This window comes from Actinokineospora lacus (genome assembly GCF_053813445.1).
Genome location: NZ_JBQERA010000013.1, coordinates 235,617 through 252,733 on the forward strand (window position 1 = coordinate 235,617; position 17,117 = coordinate 252,733).

Consider the following 17,117-nt stretch of genomic DNA (forward strand, 5'->3'; position numbering starts at 1 on the left):
GTTCGCGTGATCCTGCCAAGACCCACCCGCCTCGTCCAGCGCGCGGGCCGGTTCGTGTTCGGCCCGGACACCGCGCTGCGCGCCACCCCGGGCGCCGAACCCGCCGCCCGGCTGCTGCGGCGCTACCTCCGTCCCGCCACTGGCCTGCCACTCCCACTGTCCTCCAACGGAACCGTGCTCCTCGCGCTCGACGACCAGCTGGTCGGTCTCGGCGACGAGGGGTACGCGCTGACCGTCGGCGAACAGGCCGTGGTGCTGCGCGCCCGCCGCCTCGCCGGGCTGCGGCACGGGGTGCAGACGATCCGGCAGCTGCTGCCCGTCGAGGCGTTGGGCGAGGCACCCGTGGCCGGTGTCCGGTGGTCCCTGCCGTGCGTCGACGTCACCGACTCGCCGCGCGTGCCGTGGCGCGGCGCGATGCTCGACGTCGCCAGGCACTTCCAGCCGGTGCGGTTCCTGCGCCGGTTCGTCGACCTGCTCGCACTGCACAAGCTCACCGTCCTGCACCTGCACCTGACCGACGACCAGGGTTGGCGGATGCCGGTCACCGCCTACCCCGCGCTGACCGAGATCGGCGGGATGCGGTCGCAGACCCAGCTCGGCCCGGCGGGCAGCGACCGGTTCGACGGCGTGCCGCACGGCGGCGCGTACACGACCGCCGAGTTGCGCGGACTGGTGGACTACGCGGAGGAACGCGGGGTGCGGATCGTGCCGGAGATCGAGATGCCAGGCCACGCCCGCGCCGCGATCGCCGCCTACCCACACCTCGGCAACCGGCCGGAACTGCGTCTGCCGGTGTGGACGCAGTGGGGCATCTCCGAGTCGGTGTTCGGAGTTTCCGAGGAGGCCCTGGAGTTCTGCCGCACGGTGCTCGGCGAGGTGATGGACGTCTTCCCCGGCGAGCACGTGCACATCGGCGGCGACGAGGTGCCGTGGACCGAGTGGGCCGCCAGCCAAGTCGCCCTCGAGCGGGTCGCCGCGGAGGGGCTGGCCGGGCCGCGGGCACTCCGGAGCTGGTTCCTCGGCCGGGTCGGCGAGTTCCTGCTCGCACATGGCCGGGTGCCGGTGTGCTGGGACGGCGACGGTCCCCCGCTCGACCCCCGCGTGGTCGTGATGCCGTGGCAGGACACCGCCGACGACCCACTCGAGCGCGGCCACCGGGTGGTGCTCACCCCGTACCGGTCGACCTACCTCGACTATCCACAATCGACGGACCCCGGCGAGCGGCCCGGCCAGCCGGGCGGCGTGGTGACCATGTCCGATGTGTACCACCAGCGGGTGCCGGACGTCCCGGCCGTGCTGGGCAGCCAGTGTCAACTGTGGACGGAGCAGGCACCGCGCGCCGAGGACGTCGAGTACCTGGCCTTCCCCCGGCTCTGCGCACTGGCCGACGCGCTGTGGTCGGCCCGGCCCGACTGGACGGCGTTCCGCACCGCGCTCGTGGCGCACGAACCCCGGCTGGCGGCGCTGTCCGTCGCCTGCCGGTCCCTGACCACGACGACCTGAGAGGAGGCACTCCCCACCCGTACCGGCCCTGCACGTACAGGAGTAGGAAATGTCCAGAAGATCCCTCGCCGCCATCGCGGCGGCTGCCACACTCGTCACGATCGTCACGACGCCGGCCTCCGCCGCCGCGGACTCGCTCACCGCCAACTACCGGACTAGCGCCACGGGTGCCACCACCAGCCAGGTGGAGCCCTGGCTCACCATCACGAACACCGGCACGACCACCATCCGGCTCTCCGAGGTGACACTGCGGTACTACTTCCGCGGCGACACCCCGGACGTCGGCTACCGCTTCGCGTGCTCGTGGGCGGTGCGCGGCTGCAGTACCATCACCGGCACGTTCCGGCAGCTCGGCACCCCGGTGCCCACCGCGGACCGGTACCTGGAGGTCGGGTTCACCTCGGGAACGCTCTCGCCGGGCCAGAACACCGGTGACATGCAGCTGCGCTTCTACCGCGGCAACTGGGGCCCGATCAACCAGGCCGACGATTACTCGTACGTGAACCGAACCACCTACGCCCCTTCGTCCAAGGTGACCGTCCAAGTCAGGGGGACGACGGTCTGGGGCACCAGCCCCGGTGACGACGGACCACCCGACCCGCCGGACCCGACCGGCGAGGTCCTCTTCGACGACTTCTCCTACACCTCGTCGAGCGACCCGAGGATCGGCCAGCGCGGGTGGACCGTGCGGTCCGGCGGTGGCGGTCCCGGCGTGCCCGGCGCGGTGTGGGACCCGGCCCTCGTCACGTTCCCGACGGTCGGCGGCAGCAAGGTCATGCAGCTGGAGTCGTCGAACAACGGGTCGAGCGCGCGGCAGACCGAGATGTACCACCAGCGCAAGTTCTTCGAGGGCACCTACGCCGCACGGGTGTTCTTCACCGACGCGCCGGTGCGGGGCATCGACGGGGACCACGTGGTGCAGACGTTCTTCACCATCACCCCGCTCGACGCCCCGATGGCCCCGGACTACGGGGAGCTCGACTTCGAGTACCTGCCCAACGGCGGCTGGGGCGAGCCTGCGAACATCCTGTACGCGACCACGTGGGAGACCTACCAGAACGAGCCGTGGGTCGCCGACAACATCCACACCGAGCGGCGCACCAGCTTCAGCGGCTGGCACGACCTGGTGATCCAGGTGGCGGGCGGCCGGGTGCGCTACTACGTGGACGGGACCCTGTTCGCCGACCACGGCGACCGGTACTACCCGGAGACACCGATGTCGATCAACTTCAACCTGTGGTTCATCTCCGGGGGCCTGGTCGGCCAGCCCGGTGACCGCGCCTACCAGGAACGGGTCGACTGGGTGTACTTCGCCGAGAACGAGGTGGTGAGCCCCGCCCAGGTGACCTCCAGGATCGGCGCGTACCGCACCGCGGGAGTCGAGCACGTCGACTCCGTGCGCTGAGCACAGTTCCCGTGTGTCGCCGGAGCCTCCGGCGGCACACGGGAGTTCTGCTTTTGAGCGTGATCTCGACGCCCGCCCCGCGACCACGTGACGTCGAAGCTGATGTGCTGGGTGGCCTCGGCCGGGCAGTCGGATTCGGCGAGTTGCAGGGCGGCGCCGAGGACTGGGCGCGGTGGCGCGGGAGCGTGATGAGATCTGGGCAGCCAGCTTGGACCGCGGGTGGAACGCGGAGGTGGGGCGTTCACCGACGCGTTCGGACCGAAGCCGAGCGGGTGTCGACCACCCGGACCTCACCGGTTAGGGTCCTCCGCATGTTCCGTGGCGTGTTGGGCGTTGTGCTCCTGCTGTTGACCGCATGCTCGTCACCCCCGGTCGCGGAACCGGCCGCACCGGCCCCGACGACGACTACCGTCACCACCACCACGGTCACGTCCGCCACGACCACCACTCCGGTGCCCACCACTGCGGCTCCCACCACCACCACCACGCCCTCGCGCACGCAAGCCACCGCCGCGCAGGCGGGCAACCCGGCCGGTCGAGCGCCAGTGCCGCCGGAGGCCGCCGCCGTGGACACGTCCCGGCCGACCCGGGTGATCGGCGACGGCACACCCGCGAGCTGCACGTCCCAAGCGGTGGTGGCGGCCGTGGCGGGCGGCGGGATCATCACCTTCGACTGCGGCCCCGACCCGGTCACCGTCACCATGACGTCGACCGCGCAGGTGCGCAACGACGCGGCGCCGGAGGTCGTGCTGGACGGCGGGGGACTGGTCACCCTCAGCGGCGCCGGTCAGCGCCGCGTCCTCTACCAGAACACGTGCGACGCGCTGCGGGGCATCACCACGTCCCACTGCCAGGATCAGGACCACCCGCGACTGACCATCCAGAACATCACGCTGGCGGACGGCGACTCCGCCGGCCTCGCGGAGGGCGGTGGCGCGGTGTTCGCGCGCGGTGGGCGGGTGAAGGTGGTGAACTCCACCTTCCTGCGCAACAAGTGCGACCAGAACGGGCCGGACCTGGGCGGTGCGGGGATGCGCGTACTCAGCCAGTCCGACAACCGGCCGGTGTTCGTGGTCGGCAGCACGTTCGACGGCGGCACGTGCGCGAACGGTGGGGCGTTGGGCAGCATCGGCGTGTCGTGGGTGGTGCTGAACAGCGTGCTGCGCAACAACTCCGCGGTGGGCCGGGGCGCCAACCCCGCTCGTCCCGGCACGCCCGGCGGCGGCAGTGGTGGCGCGATCTACGCCGACGGCAACACGTTCACCGTTCGGATCGCCGGGAGCGTCCTGGAGGACAACAAGGCCAACGAGGGCGGTGGCGCGGTCTTCTTCGTCAGCAACGACCGCAGCGGCACGATGGCGGTGGAGTCCTCCACGCTTCGCCGCAACCCCAGCGCCGGCTTCGAGACGGCGGGCTACAAAGGAATCTTCTTCCTCGGTGCGGCCGACCCGTCGGTCACCGCCTCCACCGTCCAGTAGGACGCCTCGCCCAGTAGGACACATCGCCGACCTGCCTCCACGCCGGAGGAACTCCCGCCGATCGTCGGTTGTGAGCAGGTCGTCCCCGCGCACGATGAGTCGCCGGCTGAGGGGCCGGCTCGATCTCCCCCTGCGGATCTCGACGTCCGGCCACCCTGCGAGCACGACCCGGCCGGGCGCGGGAAGGACCAACCGTGCGCAACACCGCTGGACGGACGCTCGCCCTGGCCGTGGGCATCGCCGCCGCCCTGGCCGCTTTCGGGGGCTACTACTCCAGCAGCACTTCGTGATCTTTTGGGCATCGTCGCTGGTAGTGGTCCAGACCGACCTTCCACTGCGCCATCGAGGACGCGCGGTTTGTCTCGACTCCTGAGTGGACGGCCGTGTCCGGTCAGGACCGTGTCCTCCGGCTGCCACGGCGGGCCAGCCACCACCCGGCCACCGCGCCCAGCGCAATCAAGATCACGGTTTCCGGGACCGGCTCGTCGCCGCCGCGGAGGTCGGTTCCGGCCAAGAGTCCCAGGGCCGCCAGCACAGCCGTGGTGGCTGAGGCGATCACCATTCCGAGCGCGGCCAGAACCGCTGTCCGACGGGGAGGCACCGGAATACCAGTCAGCAGGCGGTGGGTCACCGGCGCAGCGCTGACGACCAGCAGAGGCGCGAGGTGGTAGGTCGTCGTCGGGGTGACCACCGCCAAGGCCGCCCACAGCGCCGCGATGAGGAGCGCCGCCGCAACGGGCTGCCACCGAGGCGCCATCGGTTCAGCCGATGCCGCCAGGCCAGGGGCGTGGTCTCGGACCGCGGCCATCACCTGCCCCATGCTGGGATTGACCATCGCGTGCGAGCCGACGAACACCGTCGGCACCGTCTCGTTGCCGTCAGCGACCGAGCGCACTCGGGCCGCCGCTCGGGGGTCGTCCCAAATGTTGATCTCCCGCAGCGGGAGCCCGCTGCGGCGCAGGGGCCCGCGCAGTGCGCGGCAGTAGGGGCAGCCGGGCCGCCAGTAGAACTTGATCTCGGCATGCTCGCTCATGCGAAGGTGCCCAGCCACGTGGTGAGCGCGTACAGGGCGACGTAGGTGCCGACGGCGATGGCGAGCACGCCGAGCAGGCGCCACCGCCAGCGCCGCATTCCGGCGACGCTGCACTGGTCGCGGCGCCGCAGCGACAGCCACACCAGCAGGATCAGGACCGCGAGCCCGCCGAGACGGAACCACCAGGCGTGGTTGTCGTAGAGGTCGGTGGCCCAGGCGAACGCCGTCCCCGCGCTGACGATGCCCAGCAGGGCCAGCACAGTGGGGCCGACGCAGCACAGGATGCCCACGAACCCGCCCGTGAGTCCCATCCGCCATACCGGCAGCCGATCGGCCTTGACGGAGCGCGAGGTGTCGGAAGCCCGGTTCACTTCGTGCCGCCCAGCCAGGCGGGCAGACGGTCGCGCAGGCCTACCGGCTCGCCTTCGACCCGCACGCCGTACCAGAACGCCACGTGTCCCTTGATGCGCCGCGCCGGCGGGCTGGGGTGCGGGTAGCACCAGGCCGCGTCCGCGTTGACCTCCCCGGCCACCGTCACCGCGTAGTGACGGGTCAAGCCCTTCCACGGGCACACCGACCTCGAGGGACTCCCGGTGAAGAATTCTCGGCGAACCGAATCCGGCGGGAAGTGGTGATTGCCCTTCACCCATACGGTTCGCGGAGCTTCGGCGAGGATCTCGCCGTTCCGCACTGCCCGCATCATCGACGCTCGACCTCCTGGTTCCATCTCGCCAACTCTCGGAACTGGGGTCAACGAGAGTGCCAGCATGATGACAACATAGAGGCCATGACGCTCTCCCGTCTTCCCTTGGCACCACGGGACAGGGCGACGCGGCTGCTCGGTGCCGCAAGCACAGACGAGATGGCGGAGTTGCGAATCGGGCATGGATGGACTCAGGTCGCCCGTGACGTCGGCGGTGCCCGGTAGCGGCCTCGGCCGGTCCGGGCGCCGCCTGACTGCGTCCGCAGGCCACGGCCTCAACGCGGTGGAAGCGGTGCGAACGGCGTTGGATCTGGCTCTATGAACCAGGCGAATGGGGACTGCTGGTGATGCTGCGACCTGTGCCGGACATCTCCTCAGGATCATCACCGTTCGTATCGGTGACCGCGACGAGATTCTCACGTTGGCATTGTTGCTTTCGTCGCCGGTTCTGCGGGTGCGGAGGTGATTTGTCGAGCACGTCATACGTGTCCTCGACAGAGGCGACACGAACTGGGATGCCACCGCCGTATCCTATGGCGGAAGCGTTAGAGTTCTCGGACGTTTGCCGTCGCCGGGATCGGGAAATGGTTGTGAGGGAGGCTGGATCGTGACTGGAGCTCCGAGCGGCGGCTCGACGCCCCCCGAGGGGCTCATCGACGCCGTCGCGGCCGTGGTGTGGGAGGCGGACGCGTCCGGAGTCCGGCTCACCTTCGTCTCCCGGTACGCCGAGTCCCTGTTGGGCCACCCCACCGGCCGCTGGCTGGCCGAGCCGGACTTCTTCGGCTCGCTGCTGCACCCCGACGACCGCGAGCGCGTGCTGGACGAGCGCCGCGCGGTCACGGCCGGGGACTTCGAGACCACCTACCGCGTCATCACCGCGGACGGGCGGACCCGGTGGCTGCGCGACCAGGTGCACGTGGAGCGCGACGCCGATGGCGTCCGGCGCGCGCTGCGGGGCGTGGCGGTGGATGTCACCGCGCAGCGCGCGGTGGAGGAGCGCCACCGGTTCCTGACCGGCCTCGAACGCGACCTGCAGCGGCTCGACGGCGCCGAGGAGATCATGGCGTTGGCCACCCGGCTGCTGGGCGAGCATCTCGACGTCGACCGCTGCGCCTACGCGCGGACCGAGGACGACGAGGACCACTTCGTGATGAGCGGCGACCACGCCACCGGTCTGCCGCCGCTGCCCGGCCGCTTCGCCATGCGGGCCTTCGGCGACGGCGCGCTGCTCGCCATGCGCGCGGGCGAGCCGTGGGTGGTGGCCGACAGCGCCGACGACCCGCGCCTGACCGCCGACGACATCGCCACCTACCGGGCCACCGGCATCCGGGCGGTGATCTGCCTGCCCCTGCTGCGCGGCGGGCGGTTCGCCGCCGCGATGGCCGTGCACCAGGCGTCGGTGCGGCACTGGACGCCCGAGGAGGTCGACCTGGTCTCGGTCGTGGTCAACCGGTGCTGGGAGTCGCTGCACCGCGCGCACGCGGACCGGGCGCTGCGCGAGAGCGAGCAGCGGCACCGCCTGCTCGTCGAGCGGGCCACCGACGCGATCTGGGTGCTCGACCACGACCTGCGCTTCACCGAGGTCAACCCGGCCGCCTGCGCCCTGCTGGGCCTGAGCCGGGCCGAGCTGGTCGGCACCGGCGTGGCCGAGCGGTTCGCGGGCGAGCAGCGCGACCGGCTGGCGCGGTTGGGCGCGGAGACCGCGACCGCGGCGGCGACCGAGGTGTGGGAGATGCTGCGCGCCGACGGGTCGGTGGTGTCGGTCGAGGTCAGCGTGCAGGCCACGCCGACCGGCGTGCAGGCCATCGGGCGCGACGTGACCGAACGGCGGCGCGCCGAGGCCGAGCGCGCGCTGCTGGCCCGCCGCGAGCACGAGATCTCCGCGACGCTGCAGCGCAGCCTGCTGCCCCGCGAGCTGCCCGTCCTGGAGCACCTCGCCATCGCCGCCCGCTACCTGCCCGCCACCAGCCACGCCCAGATCGGCGGCGACTGGTACGAGGTCCTCCCGCTCACCGGCTCCGCCGTCGCGCTGTCGGTCGGCGATGTCGTCGGCAAGGGCCCCACCGCCGCGGCGGTCATGGGCCAGCTGCGCAGCGCCCTGGCCGGGTACCTGCTCGACGGCCACTCCCCGGCCGCGGCCCTGGAACGGCTCGACGCCTTCGCCCACCGCACCCCCGGCGCGGCGGGCAGCACCTGCGCTTGCCTGATCCTCGACCAGGACAGCGGCCTGCTGCGCTGGGCGCTCGCCGGACATCCCCCACCGCTGGTCGTCGACGCCGACGCCCCCCGCTTCCTGGAAGGCGGCGCGGGCTCCGTCCTCGGCGCGCCCGGCCGAGCGCCCTACCGCGAGGCGAGCACCGAACTCCCGCCCGGGGCCTCGATCCTGCTCTACACCGACGGTCTCGTCGAACACCGCGGCACGCCCATCGACCACAGCCTGGAGCACCTGCTCGACGTCGCGGGCAAGGCCCACGCGCTGCCCCCCGCGGCTCTCGCCGACGACGTCACCGCTTCCCTGCTGAGCGGGGGCCAGAGCGACGACGTCGCCCTGGTCGTCGCCAGGCGTCTGCCCGGCCCGCTCACCAGGACCGTCCCCGCCCAGGCCCGCGACCTCGCCGCGATGCGGCGGGACGTCGCCGCCTGGGCCGTCGCCACCGCCATCACCGCCCCGGTGCTCGACGACCTCCAACTCGTGCTCGGCGAGGCCGCCGCCAACGCCATTGACCACGCCTACGCGCGGCAGGCGGGCGACTTCACCTACCGGGTCGCGGTGACCTCCACCGGCATCCACGCCCGGGTCTCCGACAGCGGGCGGTGGCGCCCGCCCCTCGCCGACCCCGGTCACCGCGGCCGCGGGCTCCAGATCATCCGCGCGATCGCGCGGAACGCGACCGTCACCCACGACGACGACGGCACCACTGTCGCCTTCGACCTCGACTTCGACCCCGCCGAGCCCGCGGGCGCACCCGCGTTCACCCTCCCGCCCGTCCCCGTCGGCCTGGTTGAGGTCTCCGCGCCGGACGCCCCGCTCCAGGTGCTGCGCCTGTGCGGCGACCTCGCCGCCGACACCGTCGCCACCCTCCGGCCCGCCCTGCTCGCCGCGATCGGCGCCGACGACGCCCGCCCGGTCGACGTCGACCTCACCGACGTGGGCTACCTGAGCAGCTCGGGCATCGCGCTCCTGCTGGCCGCCGCCACCACCGCGACCGCCGCGGGCCGCGCGCTGACCGTCCTCGTCACCGAGACCGGCGCACCCGCCCGCGTCCTCGCGCTGTCCGGCCTCCACGGCCTCACCACCACGACCGACCAGGACGCCCTGACGATCCGCACCACGCCTTCGGCGACGGCGACCGCGCCGCGCGTTCCCCGATCCGATGGTTGAGTGTCGCTGTGAGCATCTCGGGTCGGCAGATCACGGTGATCTGCTGTACTACGACGAAAGCAGTGGTGCTCACGGTGGCCGGCGAGATCGACGCGCGAACCGTGGCCGCGTTCGATCATCTGCTTCCGGCCTCGATCGGCACGGGCTTCACCACGGCTCCTGATGTCGTCGTCGACCAGGTCGACACCGGCGGCCCCGACCGCGACGGCCATTTCTGGCCCGGCCGCCCCAACGACGCGACCACCGAACTGTGGTCCTTCTTGGACTCCCGACCTCAGGTCGGCTGGTAGGTCCGGCAGTTGGCCGCGTGGCTGCCCTCGCCGGGGCCGATCCGGACGCCGGAGGCGGTGCACTCCAGTTCGGAGTTGAACTCGCAGTCGGCGCGGGAGCAGGCCCCCACCTGGGCGACCACCTTCGGCAGGCCGCCCTTCTCCTGCAGCGGGACGAACGTGCCGCAGTCGGCGGAGCCGTTCATGCCGCTGACGGTGATCGCGTAGGCGTGGCAACCGTCGTGGTTGTAGGAGCATTTGGTGACCGTGCACTCATTCACCGCGGGCATTTCCGTTGTCGTCACGACTCGTCCTCCTCGGTATCGATGCCGATAGGACGGACCTTCGCACCGCTTTCCGAAGATCGCAACCCGGCCATTGCTAAGGATTGCCTAAACAAACTCCGCATTCGACGGTTATCTTGTCGAGGGTCAGCTGCGGCCGAGGCAGAGGCAGCTCGGCGCGCCGGGTCGTCGGAGGAGGGGAACTCCTGCCAGGATTGGCAGTTATTCCTGCCGGGAAATGTACCCGTCCCCGTCGCGGTTGAGACCGCCGAACACGCCGATCGCCTCCGGGCGGGCAGCGACGTGCGGTCAATCCCACTCTTGCGAGATCACATTTCATCCGATGTAGGACGCTCGCGCGGTGCCTGCGCTTGGAGGTGCGACGCCCTCATCGGCCTCGCCGAGACCCACCTCGCCCGAGGCGACCTGCCCGCGGCCGGTGGAAACGCGCCCTGGCGCTGTGCTCAGCGGAGTTCGCCGAGGCGGAGAACACCCGGGCGCACTTGGCGGACCCGGCAGCCGCGACCTGCCACCGCTGCCGCACGAACGTCTCTGAGCTTCATTGACTCCCATCGATGTAGAGGTCTACTCTATCGATGGGACTGAATGAAAGGGAGTGCGATGTCGGACCAGGCGAGTGCGCTGCGCGAGGAGGTCCGCGGCCGGTACGCGGCCGCGGCGATGGCGGTGGCGGCCGGTGGGAGCGGGTGTTGCGGGTCGGACCAGGTCGAGGTGGACGGTGCGTTCGGCGCCGGGCTTTACGGGGTCGACGAGCGCGAAGGGCTGCCCGCCCAGGCGGTCGCGGCATCACTGGGGTGTGGGAACCCGACCGCGGTGGCCGAGTTGCGGGCGGGGGAGCGGGTGCTCGACCTCGGGTCCGGCGGCGGGATCGACGTGCTGCTCTCGGCACGGCGGGTGGGGCCGACGGGCAAGGCCTACGGGGTGGACATGACCGAGGAGATGCTCGCGCTCGCGCTGGAGAACAAGGCGAAGGCCGGAGTGGGCAACGTCGAGTTCCTGAAAGGGACGATCGAGGCGATCCCGCTGCCCGCGGGCACGGTCGACGTGGTCATCTCGAACTGCGTGATCAACCTGTCGGTGGACAAGTCCGCCGTGTTCACCGAGATGTTCCGGGTCCTGACGCCCGGCGGCCGGGTCGGGGTGTCCGATGTGGTGGCGGACAACGGCCTGACATCGGCGGACCGCGCCGAGCGCGGGTCCTATGTGGGGTGCGTCGCGGGCGCCCTGAGCTTCGAGGAGTACCGGACCGGCCTGGAATCGGCGGGCTTCACCGACGTCGAGATCACGCCGACGCACCAGGTGGCCGACGGTATGCACTCGGTGATCGTGCGCGCGGCCAAGCCCGCGGCCGCAGCCTCGCAGTCTGCGGCTTCGCAGTCCGCCGCCGCGGCGAACTCCCACCGCGCGCCGGAGCCCGCTGCCAACTCCTGCTGTGGTGTCGATGCGTGCTGCACCCCCGATGAGGCCGCGACCGACCCGTCCACCACGGTGGCCGAGGCGAAGTCCGCGGCGGGCTGCGGTTGCCAGAGCTGACGATCGCCCCGGTGGTTGTCGGCCCGCTCCTGGCGCACCCGCGGAGGCCGAGAACGAGCCGCGCCTTTCCCGCGACAACACCGGGAGCAGAGGAAACCCGCCGAGTCGGCGCTTCTTGGTCTTGGATCGCCGTCCTGCTCGCGTCGGCAAGTGAACAGCTCCGTGCTCCTGCTCAGCTTGCGCTGACCTGGCATCACCACTCCAGCCCCATGGGTGGCACTCCCGCCGTCCTGTCAGGACACCGAGCGGGAGTGACCCGCGGGATGCCCGCTGATCCACGAGCGCGGGCGCGGACCGCTACGATCCGTCGGTGAGCTTCCACGAGGACGACCTCGACACCTCCACCCTCCCGCCGCGCCAGCGGGAGATCCTGGCCGTGGTGCGGGACTGGGTGGTCGAGCACGGGTACTCGCCGAGCACCCGCGAGATCGGCGACGCCGTGGGCCTGCGGTCGACGTCGTCGGTCTCCAAGCACCTGGCGAGCCTGGAGGAGCGCGGGTTCATCCGGCGCGGCCGGGCCGTCACCCGCCCGATCGACGTCCGCCTGTTCCTGCGTCCGTCGTCCACTGAGGAGTCCGACGACTCCGTCGCCGTCCCCGTGATGGGCGACATCGCCGCGGGCGTCCCGATCACCGCGGACGAGCACGTCGACGACGTCCTGCGCCTGCCGAGCGGGCTGACCGGCCGTGGCCGCGTCTTCGGCCTGCGCGTGCGCGGCGACTCCATGGTCGAGGCCGCCATCTGCGACGGCGACATCGTCGTCGTCCGCAGCCAGCCCGAGGCCCACACCGGCCAGATCGTCGCCGCGATGATCGACGGTGAGGCGACCGTCAAGGTGTTCCGCCGCCGCAACGGCCGCGTCCACCTCGAACCGCGCAACCCCGCCTACAGCCCCATCGACGGCGACGGCGCGGTGATCCTCGGCGTGGTCGTCTCGGTGTTGCGGAGCATCTGACCGGGCATCAGCGATCCCTAGGCCATGGGGACGAGCCGCGGCGGCTCCGGGGGAACCGTGTGGAACAGGCCGCCGAGCAGGACCATGACCACGCGCTGGAGTGCTCGCGGGTCTTGGAGGTGGTCGACCGCGGTCTGGAACATTGCCAGGACGACCGGGATGTCGTCCAGGACCACGTTCGCGTTGAGGTGTCCCGCCGCGTGGGAGCGGGCGAAGGGCTCGCGCAGGGTGTCCAGCAGCATCCGCACGTGGTGGTGCTGGTCGGCGGCAGGGCACCGGCGCAGCTCGTCGGCCACGCCGCGCATCCTCGCCTGGTAGGCCATCACAGCGCCCAGGAGGTCGGCGAGTTCGGGCGGGTCGGACCGCCCGGCCGCTCGGCGCAACACCGCCATGTGCTCTTCGGTGATCGCGAGCAGCAGGCCCCTGCGGTCCGGGAAGTGCCGGTAGACCGTCGCCAGCCCCAGCCCGGTCAGCCGGGCGATCTCGCGCGCCGATGGCAGCGGCCTGCCCCTGCCGACCACCTCGGCGGCCGCCCGGATGATGGCCGCCCGGTTGCGGCGGGCGTCGCTGCGGCGCGGCATCGGCATCGTCGGCGTCCTGGAACCAGTCGAGGTTACTGGGTGGTAACGAGAATATCACCCCATGTCGCTTCTCAATACCCATGCGTAACTTCGGCGCGGATGTTCGATCCGTCCTTCGAGAAAGGACCGACTTGCGCACCAAGACCCTGTGGGCGGCGCTGTCCGCCATCACCGCGCTCGTGCTCATCGCACCCTCGGCCCAGGCCGCGGCCCCCGTCGACTACGTCGCCCTCGGCGATTCGTACTCGTCCGGGACGGGAGCGCCCCCGTACACCTCGGGCTCGTGCTTCCGCAGCTCGCGCGGCTACGCCCAGCTCTGGGCGAACAGCCACGACGTCTCGTCCTTCCGCTACGCCGCCTGCGGAGGTGCGACCACGCAGAGCATGACCGGCCAGTTCGACGCCCTCGACGCCGGGACCGACCTGGTCACCATCACCATCGGCGGCAACGACGTCGGCTTCGCCAACACGATGGTGACCTGCGTGCTCGGCAGCACGGAAAGCTGCGTCGGCGCCGTCGACACCGGCATCGCGGACGCGCGCACCACGCTGCCCCGCAAGCTCGACGCCACCTACGCCACGATCCGCGACCGCGCCCCGGACGCCACCGTCGTGGTGCTCGGGTACCCGCGGCTGGTCGAGCCCGCGGGCCGGTGCATGACCTCCACCAAGCGCGCGGCGCTGAACCGGGGCGCGGACGCCCTGCACGAGGTCATCGCCGAGCGGGCGGCCGCCGCGGGCTTCCGCTACGTCGACGCCCGTGCCCACTTCGCAGGCCACGGCGCCTGCGGCGCCTCGCCGTGGGTCAACTCGTTCTCGCTGTTCCAGCTCGCGGAGTCGTTCCACCCCAACGGCGCGGGATACCGCGACGGCTACCTGGCGCTGCTCAACTCGGTCACCGGCTGACCCCGGTGCCCCGCCGGACCACCCGGCGGGGCACCGCTGAGACCGGCCGCGCGGCCAGGGATCGAAAGCCCTGTTCTCCACCTCGATCGGGGGCCACCACCGCGAAACCTCCGTGGTGGCGGCGCCCGTCTGCCTAGACTGCCGGAGCATGGGGTGGATCACGCGTTTCCTTGTCCTGACGTTGGCGTTGGTGGCTGGTTGCCAGCCGGACCCACCGCCTCCGCCTCCACCGAACTCTGTGGACAGCAAGCCCGCGGAGACCGGCGCCCCCTTCTTCGCCTACGCCGAGAAGGGCAAGCTCCGGCTGATGCGCGCAGGCGCCGAGGTCGCCGAACTCGACGCTGACGCGGGCGGGCAAGCGGAATGGGTCCCGGACGGTTCGCGGTTCGTGGCCCTCGCGGGCGGCCAGGTGGTCTCGATCGACGCGCGGACCGGCGCGATCGCCAAAGCCGCCTGTGCCTGCCACGACGTCGCGGTCGCGGCCGGGAAGGTGTACGCCTCGGCGGACTACGGCGCGACCGAGCTGAAGGTGTTCGACCTCGCCACCCTCAAGGCCCAGGGGCCGCTGGAACTGGACAAGGGCGCCACGTCGATCGCCGGTGCCGGTGACCGGCTGGTGACGTTCCAGATCACCGCGACCGGCGCCCGCGACGAGAGCGAACTGGTCATCATCGAACCGGCCACCGGCAAGAAGACGATCGCGGGCAAGGTCGGCCAGGTGGCGGACACCGCGTTCACCCCGCGCGGCTGGTGGGGCGGGCCGCTGTTCGCCTACGCCACCACGGGGTCGACCGGTGCGATGACCGCGGTGGCCGAGGTGTTCTGGTTCGACCCCGCCAGCCCGGCCGAGCAGGTGCGGACCAGCGACCAGGAGTTGCGGCAGACGACGCCGGAGATCGCCGACGACGACTGGAACAGTGGCCGCGACCACCTCTGGTGGGCGTCGGACGGGACCCTGCGGACAACCGCGTGGACCTGGTCCTGCACCTACGGCGGACTGAGCGGGCCGCGGTGCGGTGAGCAGTCCGCGCACACCCAATGGCGTTACGACGGGGCCGAATGGGCGCGGACCGACGAACGCGACCTCGACAGCGTGCGCGACATCGGCGCCGGGAGCAGCTTGGAACTCGGCCGGGGCGCGGAAGGCAAGACACTCGCCTTGGTGGAAGGTGGAAAGCGGACCGGGATCAGCACCCAGGTCAGTCGCCTGTGGACCCCGCCGCAGCTCGGCACACCACCGGCGAGCCCGCCCGGCACGCAGGAGATGGCGCTGCGCTTCGCGCCGACGGTGTGGCTGCACCCCGAGGAGGAGAACTTTCCCAGCAGCGCTTCGGACTACATCCGCGAGTCGGTGCTGCGGTTCGACCACGGGGACATCTGCGAGGAGGGCGACGAGCCGGTCGCCACCGACCTCGACGAGACCAGGCTCGGCCGGGGCGAGGGTTACCCGCACAAGGAAGCGGTCCGCTCGGGAATCCGCAACCCCTGCAAGCACCTCGACGACGGCCGGACGTTCCACTCCAACGCGCCCGCGGAACAGGGCGAGAACGGCGGGAGGGGCTTCTACCTGGACTCACCCGAGGAGGCCAGGCCCGGCAACACCCCCGACGCCGACAAGCGGGTGAACGCCCCGGCGTACTGGGAGTACGTCCCGCCGAAGGACGGCCGTGCCAGCGCGTACCTGTACTGGTTCTTCTACCCCTACAACGAATTCCGCCTCAGCCACGAAGGTGACTGGGAGCGCGTCGCGGTCCAGGTCGAGGGCGACCGGCCGGTCGGCGTCGCCTTCGCGAAGCACGGCGCCCCGGCCTGCTCCACCCCGTGGGAAGACATGCCCAAGTCCGGCAACCGCGCCGAGGTGTTCAGCGCGAAGGGCTCCCACGGGTCCTATCCGGACGAAGGCGACCATCCCATCTCGTGGTACCAGGGAACCGACCACACAGGCAAGGGCTTCGCCTGGGACACGTCGACCACCCTGCTCAACGTCAAAGACCAGCCCTGGTACGGCTACCGCGGCATCTGGGGCAAGGTCGGCAGGATCAAGGTCACCAGCGGCCCGGCAGGCCCGTGGCCCAAGCGCGACATGTCCGCCTCACTGACCACTGAGAAGTGCTAGTCCCGAGGATTGAGCGCGGCACAGGACCTGCGCGGTCAGGCGGCGCGGCATCGGGATTCCGGGTATCGCGGGCGTATCGAGAACCTGATACACCGCCGTGACAGCCTGCCGGAGCAGTTCGAGCAGCACGGCGATCGCGGGCTCGCCGAGGTACTTCCTGCCCAGTGCCGCCCTGGCGCCGTCGAGGTGCCTGCCGACCACGGCCCTCACCGCGGAATTGGGCGGCAGCAGGCTCCGGCTACAACCAACCTGGCTTCGCTGCCGGACTGAGCTTCGAGGAACCCGGTGTGACACGTGAGCCGCATCCCAGATGGTCATGATCTCCGGTCGGGCCCAAGGCAAGCAGGCCGACATCGTCATCCTGGTCCTAGGCAGCGACCCGCGGCGGGAGGGCGCCCGCCAGTGGGCCGCGAGCAAACCCAACCTCCTCAACGTCGCCGTCAGCCGCGCCAAACGCAGGCTCTACGTCATCGGCGACCGCCGGGCGTGGGCGGACAAGCCCTACTTCCGCGTGCTGGCAAACCAACTGCCACACAGCACCCCGAAGACCGGAGGCGCGGCGATACCTCAGTGATCGTGGTGCGAGGCTCGGAAAGGGTCGAGACCCGCTCCCGGGGCCGCACAGGCCAAGCCCATGGCACCGGCGCGATCGGGTAGACCCCGCTCGGCTGCAACCAAGGCTGTTGGGTCGCTGCAGCCCTTGGAGCTGATCCCCATGCGCGGCCGCTCAGCTGCGGTGACCTGCCGGAACAGAGTATTACCAGGTCGTACTGGTATTCAGACTCATGACCCGATTCCGGACTCAGATGACGAAGGGTGCGCGCCGGTCTAAAGGTTGTCCCGTAACGCTGTCTCGGTGTGATCGATGATCTTGGTGTGGATCAGGTGATCAGTGCGGACCGGTCGGAGTGGGTGCCGGTGTTCACGGGCTTGTCGGTGGGGGTGTTCC

16 protein-coding genes are annotated in these 17,117 nt (G+C 71.1%); 10 read left to right on the forward strand and 6 right to left on the reverse strand.

The window, feature by feature from the left end:
* Positions 1–6 precede the first annotated feature (6 nt).
* The 3 genes from ACTG9Q_RS27805 to ACTG9Q_RS27815 all read left to right on the forward strand — a co-directional run bounded on the left by ACTG9Q_RS27805 (position 7) and on the right by ACTG9Q_RS27815 (position 4,386).
* The gene (locus ACTG9Q_RS27805) at positions 7–1,503 is read left to right on the forward strand and encodes a beta-N-acetylhexosaminidase (protein WP_455575873.1); all 1,497 of its coding nucleotides are present in this window, start codon (positions 7–9) and stop codon (positions 1,501–1,503) included.
* A 49-nt stretch (positions 1,504–1,552) separates the two neighbouring features.
* On the forward strand, positions 1,553–2,908 hold the full coding sequence (locus tag ACTG9Q_RS27810; RefSeq protein ID WP_455575874.1) for a cellulose binding domain-containing protein: 1,356 nt from the start codon (positions 1,553–1,555) through the stop codon (positions 2,906–2,908).
* A 452-nt stretch (positions 2,909–3,360) separates the two neighbouring features.
* Positions 3,361–4,386 carry a hypothetical protein gene (locus ACTG9Q_RS27815; protein WP_455575875.1) on the forward strand — a complete coding sequence of 342 codons (1,026 nt, stop codon included), beginning with the start codon at positions 3,361–3,363 and terminating at the stop codon, positions 4,384–4,386.
* 391 nt (positions 4,387–4,777) lie between these two features.
* On the opposite strand, the gene ACTG9Q_RS27820 is transcribed toward ACTG9Q_RS27815, so the two are convergent.
* The 3 genes from ACTG9Q_RS27820 to ACTG9Q_RS27830 are packed head-to-tail and all read right to left on the reverse strand — an operon-like array spanning position 4,778 to position 6,605.
* A complete protein-coding gene (locus ACTG9Q_RS27820; protein WP_455575876.1) occupies positions 4,778–5,419 on the reverse strand; it encodes a glutaredoxin domain-containing protein in 642 nt (213 codons plus the stop codon).
* Positions 5,416–5,730, reverse strand: coding sequence for a hypothetical protein (locus tag ACTG9Q_RS27825; protein ID WP_455575877.1), 315 nt, complete (start codon positions 5,728–5,730; stop codon positions 5,416–5,418). Before ACTG9Q_RS27825 ends, ACTG9Q_RS27820 begins: the two co-directional genes overlap by 4 nt.
* A 56-nt stretch (positions 5,731–5,786) precedes the next feature.
* Complete coding sequence (locus ACTG9Q_RS27830) at positions 5,787–6,605, reverse strand: DUF427 domain-containing protein (RefSeq protein ID WP_455575893.1); 819 nt, start codon at positions 6,603–6,605, stop codon at positions 5,787–5,789.
* Between the two features lie 124 nt (positions 6,606–6,729).
* On the opposite strand from ACTG9Q_RS27830, the gene ACTG9Q_RS27835 reads away from it, so the two are divergent.
* Both ACTG9Q_RS27835 and ACTG9Q_RS27840 read left to right on the forward strand, forming a co-directional pair.
* Positions 6,730–9,504: a SpoIIE family protein phosphatase gene (locus ACTG9Q_RS27835; protein ID WP_455575878.1), complete on the forward strand. Its 2,775-nt coding sequence runs from the start codon at positions 6,730–6,732 to the stop codon at positions 9,502–9,504.
* An 8-nt stretch (positions 9,505–9,512) separates the two neighbouring features.
* Positions 9,513–9,794, forward strand: a complete 282-nt coding sequence (locus ACTG9Q_RS27840; RefSeq protein WP_455575879.1) for a hypothetical protein — start codon at positions 9,513–9,515, stop codon at positions 9,792–9,794.
* Here ACTG9Q_RS27840 and ACTG9Q_RS27845 read toward each other — a convergent pair.
* Complete coding sequence (locus ACTG9Q_RS27845; protein ID WP_455575880.1) at positions 9,779–10,078, reverse strand: DUF1540 domain-containing protein; 300 nt, start codon at positions 10,076–10,078, stop codon at positions 9,779–9,781. The genes ACTG9Q_RS27840 and ACTG9Q_RS27845 overlap by 16 nt on opposite strands.
* Positions 10,079–10,678: 600 nt before the next feature.
* Between ACTG9Q_RS27845 and arsM the strand changes: the two genes are divergently transcribed.
* Entirely contained in the window at positions 10,679–11,611 is a 933-nt protein-coding gene (arsM, locus tag ACTG9Q_RS27850; RefSeq protein ID WP_455575881.1) for an arsenite methyltransferase, read from the forward strand.
* 310 nt (positions 11,612–11,921) lie between these two features.
* Positions 11,922–12,566 carry a transcriptional repressor LexA gene (lexA, locus tag ACTG9Q_RS27855; RefSeq protein WP_455575882.1) on the forward strand — a complete coding sequence of 215 codons (645 nt, stop codon included), beginning with the start codon at positions 11,922–11,924 and terminating at the stop codon, positions 12,564–12,566.
* 17 nt (positions 12,567–12,583) lie between these two features.
* Here the strand turns inward: lexA and ACTG9Q_RS27860 are convergent, their stop codons facing one another.
* Positions 12,584–13,153, reverse strand: a complete 570-nt coding sequence (locus ACTG9Q_RS27860; protein WP_455575883.1) for a TetR/AcrR family transcriptional regulator — start codon at positions 13,151–13,153, stop codon at positions 12,584–12,586.
* Positions 13,154–13,278: 125 nt separating this feature from the next.
* Here ACTG9Q_RS27860 and ACTG9Q_RS27865 point away from each other — a divergent pair, with 125 nt between their 5' ends.
* Positions 13,279–14,052 (forward strand): SGNH/GDSL hydrolase family protein, encoded by a 774-nt coding sequence (locus tag ACTG9Q_RS27865; protein WP_455575884.1) that lies wholly within the window; start codon positions 13,279–13,281, stop codon positions 14,050–14,052.
* Positions 14,053–14,290: 238 nt separating this feature from the next.
* Positions 14,291–16,168, forward strand: coding sequence for a hypothetical protein (locus ACTG9Q_RS27870; protein ID WP_455575885.1), 1,878 nt, complete (start codon positions 14,291–14,293; stop codon positions 16,166–16,168).
* Here the strand turns inward: ACTG9Q_RS27870 and ACTG9Q_RS27875 are convergent.
* On the reverse strand, positions 16,145–16,378 hold the full coding sequence (locus ACTG9Q_RS27875) for a hypothetical protein (protein WP_455575886.1): 234 nt from the start codon (positions 16,376–16,378) through the stop codon (positions 16,145–16,147). The two genes, ACTG9Q_RS27870 and ACTG9Q_RS27875, sit on opposite strands and share 24 nt — an antisense overlap.
* A gap of 106 nt (positions 16,379–16,484) precedes the next feature.
* Here ACTG9Q_RS27875 and ACTG9Q_RS27880 point away from each other — a divergent pair, with 106 nt between their 5' ends.
* Positions 16,485–16,742 (forward strand): hypothetical protein, encoded by a 258-nt coding sequence (locus tag ACTG9Q_RS27880; protein ID WP_455575887.1) that lies wholly within the window; start codon positions 16,485–16,487, stop codon positions 16,740–16,742.
* Positions 16,743–17,117: the final 375 nt, after the last annotated feature.

Excerpts from the sequence above, each read along its gene's own strand:
- ACTG9Q_RS27825 (WP_455575877.1), bottom strand. The coding sequence starts at position 5,730 with ATGGGACTCACGGGCGGGTTCGTGGGCATCCTGTGCTGCGTCGGCCCC.
- ACTG9Q_RS27810 (WP_455575874.1), top strand. The coding sequence starts at position 1,553 with ATGTCCAGAAGATCCCTCGCCGCCATCGCGGCGGCTGCCACACTCGTC.
- ACTG9Q_RS27830 (WP_455575893.1), bottom strand. The coding sequence starts at position 6,605 with ATGACGTGCTCGACAAATCACCTCCGCACCCGCAGAACCGGCGACGAA.
- ACTG9Q_RS27860 (WP_455575883.1), bottom strand. The coding sequence starts at position 13,153 with ATGCCGATGCCGCGCCGCAGCGACGCCCGCCGCAACCGGGCGGCCATC.
- ACTG9Q_RS27820 (WP_455575876.1), bottom strand. The coding sequence starts at position 5,419 with ATGAGCGAGCATGCCGAGATCAAGTTCTACTGGCGGCCCGGCTGCCCC.
- ACTG9Q_RS27880 (WP_455575887.1), top strand. The coding sequence starts at position 16,485 with ATGATCTCCGGTCGGGCCCAAGGCAAGCAGGCCGACATCGTCATCCTG.
- arsM (WP_455575881.1), top strand. The coding sequence starts at position 10,679 with ATGTCGGACCAGGCGAGTGCGCTGCGCGAGGAGGTCCGCGGCCGGTAC.